We start from the raw sequence: 3,385 nt of genomic DNA, 5'->3' as shown, positions 1-3,385 counted from the left end.
GTTCGGCGGTGTCCTACTCTCCCACACTGGTTAGGGTGCAGTACCATCGGCGCTGGAGGGCTTAGCTTCCGGGTTCGGAATGGAGCCGGGCGTTTCCCCTCCGCTATGGCCGCCGTAACTTTGTGAAACAGTCCGTCACAACAACGGTGTTTGTTTGTTGTTGTGTGTTGTTTCAGAAGATGCATAGTGGATGCGAACAGAGCTTTACCTGTCACTTATTGGTGTTAAGTGTTGTTGGTAAGCCTCTCGGCCGATTAGTACCAGTCACCTACACCCATTACTGGGCTTACAGTTCTGGCCTATCAACCCCATGGTCTGTGGGGGGCCTTACCCACCCCGAAGGGTGGTGAGAAACCTCATCTTGGAACAGGCTTCCCGCTTAGATGCTTTCAGCGGTTATCCCTTCCGAACGTAGCCAACCAGCAATGCCCCTGGCGGGACAACTGGCACACCAGAGGTTCGTCCGTCCCGGTCCTCTCGTACTAGGGACAGGTTTCCTCAAGTTTCTAGACGCGCGCGGCGGATAGAGACCGAACTGTCTCACGACGTTCTAAACCCAGCTCGCGTGCCGCTTTAATGGGCGAACAGCCCAACCCTTGGGACCTACTCCAGCCCCAGGATGCGACGAGCCGACATCGAGGTGCCAAACCATCCCGTCGATATGGACTCTTGGGGAAGATCAGCCTGTTATCCCCGGGGTACCTTTTATCCGTTGAGCGACACCACTTCCACACGTTGGTGCCGGATCACTAGTCCCGACTTTCGTCCCTGCTCGACCTGTACGTCTCACAGTCAAGCTCCCTTGTGCACTTACACTCACCACCTGATTGCCAACCAGGCTGAGGGAACCTTTGGGCGCCTCCGTTACCTTTTAGGAGGCAACCGCCCCAGTTAAACTACCCACCAGGCACTGTCCCTGAACCCGATCAGGGTCCGAGGTTAGAAGTCCAATACGATCAGAGTGGTATTTCAACAACGACTCCACAACCACTAGCGTGGCCGCTTCACAGTCTCCCACCTATCCTACACAAACCGAACCGAACACCAATACCAAGCTATAGTGAAGGTCCCGGGGTCTTTTCGTCCTGCCGCGCGTAACGAGCATCTTTACTCGTACTGCAATTTCGCCGAGTCTGTGGTTGAGACAGCAGAGAAGTCGTTACGCCATTCGTGCAGGTCGGAACTTACCCGACAAGGAATTTCGCTACCTTAGGATGGTTATAGTTACCACCGCCGTTTACTGGGGCTTAAATTCTCAGCTTCACCACCCGAAAGTGATTAACCGGTCCTCTTAACCTTCCAGCACCGGGCAGGCGTCAGTCCGTATACATCGTCTTACGACTTCGCACGGACCTGTGTTTTTAGTAAACAGTCGCTTCTCTCTGGTCTCTGCGACCCCCACCAGCTCCCACCGCAAAGAGTGTTCACCAGTGCAGGTCCCCCTTCTCCCGAAGTTACGGGGGCATTTTGCCGAGTTCCTTAACCACAGTTCTCTCGATCGCCTTAGTATTCTCTACCTGACCACCTGTGTTGGTTTGGGGTACGGGCCGTGTACCAACTCGCTAGAGGCTTTTCTCGGCAGCATAGGATCATGGAATTCGCCGCAACGGCTACGCATCACCTCTCAGGATCTATGACACACGGATTTACCTATGCGTCTCCCTACAGGCTTACACCAGTATTACCACTGACTGGCCCCACTACCTTCCTGCGTCACCCCATCGCTTGCCTACTACCAACCAAGGTCCCATGCAGCCCCCGCCAGTCACCCGAAGGTGATCCATTGGGTTTTGGATGGTTAGTACAGTTGATTCAGCATGGACGCCTGTACACGGGTACGGGAATATCAACCCGTTGTCCATCGACTACGCCTGTCGGCCTCGCCTTAGGTCCCGACTCACCCTGGGCGGATTAGCCTGGCCCAGGAACCCTTGGTCATCCGGCGGCCCAGTTTCTCACTGGGCTTTCGCTACTCATGCCTGCATTCTCACTCCCACACCCTCCACCACTAGATCACTCTGTGGCTTCCACGGATGCAGGACGCTCCCCTACCCACCCCACCCACTAGATGACATTCCATAGAACGCCACCGATGTATTGGTGGAGTGCCGCGGCTTCGGCGGTGTACTTGAGCCCCGCTACATTGTCGGCGCAGGATCACTTGACCAGTGAGCTATTACGCACTCTTTCAAGGGTGGCTGCTTCTAAGCCAACCTCCTGGTTGTCTTCGCGACCCCACATCCTTTTCCACTTAGTACACGCTTAGGGGCCTTAGCCGGCGATCTGGGCTGTTTCCCTCTCGACTACGAACCTTATCGCCCGCAGTCTCACTGCCATGCTCTCACTTACCGGCATTCGGAGTTTGGCTGACGTCAGTAACCTGATAGGGCCCATCGGCCATCCAGTAGCTCTACCTCCGGCAAGAAACACACAACGCTGCACCTAAATGCATTTCGGGGAGAACCAGCTATCACGGAGTTTGATTGGCCTTTCACCCCTACCCACAACTCATCCCCTCCATTTTCAACTGAAGTGGGTTCGGGCCTCCACAACATCTTACTGCTGCTTCACCCTGGCCATGGGTAGATCACTCCGCTTCGGGTCTAGACCCGGCGACTCCACGCCCTATTCAGACTCGCTTTCGCTACGGCTACCCCACACGGGTTAACCTCGCCACCGAGCACTAACTCGCAGGCTCATTCTTCAAAAGGCACGCCATCACCCACCACCCACCAAAGGGTGCACAGGCTTTGACGGATTGTCAGCGTCCGGTTTCAGGAACTATTTCACTCCCCTCCCGGGGTACTTTTCACCTTTCCCTCACGGTACTCGTCCGCTATCGGTCACCAGGAAGTATTCAGGCTTACCGGGTGGTCCCGGCAGATTCACAGCAGATTCCACGAGCCCGCTGCTACTTGGGCACCCATCACGCAAGACCACAGGTTTTCAGCTACCGGACTCTCACCGACTACGGCAGACCATTCCAGGCCACTTCACCTAACCCACAGTTTTATCACTCACGCTTCGGCAGGTAGACCGAAGAAGACAGGCCCCACAACACCACACACACAACCCCTACCCGGTCTCACATGCGCATGGTTTAGCCTCCTCCGCTTTCGCTCGCCACTACTCACGGAATCACAATTGTTTTCTCTTCCTATGGGTACTGAGATGTTTCACTTCCCCACGTTCCCCCCACACAGCCTATACATTCAGCTGGTGGTACCACCCCATCACGGGTGGTGGGTTTCCCCATTCGGACACCCTCGGATCACAGCACGGTTGACAACTCCCCGAGGACTATCGCGGCCTCCCACGTCCTTCATCGGCTCCTGGTACCAAGGCATCCACCGAACGCCCTACACACTTACAAACAACACCTACA

At 55.6% G+C, this 3,385-nt stretch carries 2 rRNA genes; both read right to left on the bottom strand.

Going from position 1 to position 3,385, the window contains the following annotated elements:
* A 5S ribosomal RNA gene (gene rrf, locus AAFP30_RS28755) occupies nucleotides 1–117 on the bottom strand.
* Between the two features lie 116 nt (nucleotides 118–233).
* Nucleotides 234–3,373: ribosomal RNA gene (locus AAFP30_RS28750) — 23S ribosomal RNA — on the bottom strand.
* Between the last annotated feature and the right edge of the window lie 12 nt (nucleotides 3,374–3,385).

The organism is Gordonia sp. CPCC 205515 (assembly GCF_048537925.1).
GTDB lineage: Bacteria > Actinomycetota > Actinomycetes > Mycobacteriales > Mycobacteriaceae > Gordonia.
This window is presented reverse-complemented; position numbering and strand designations above follow the sequence as displayed.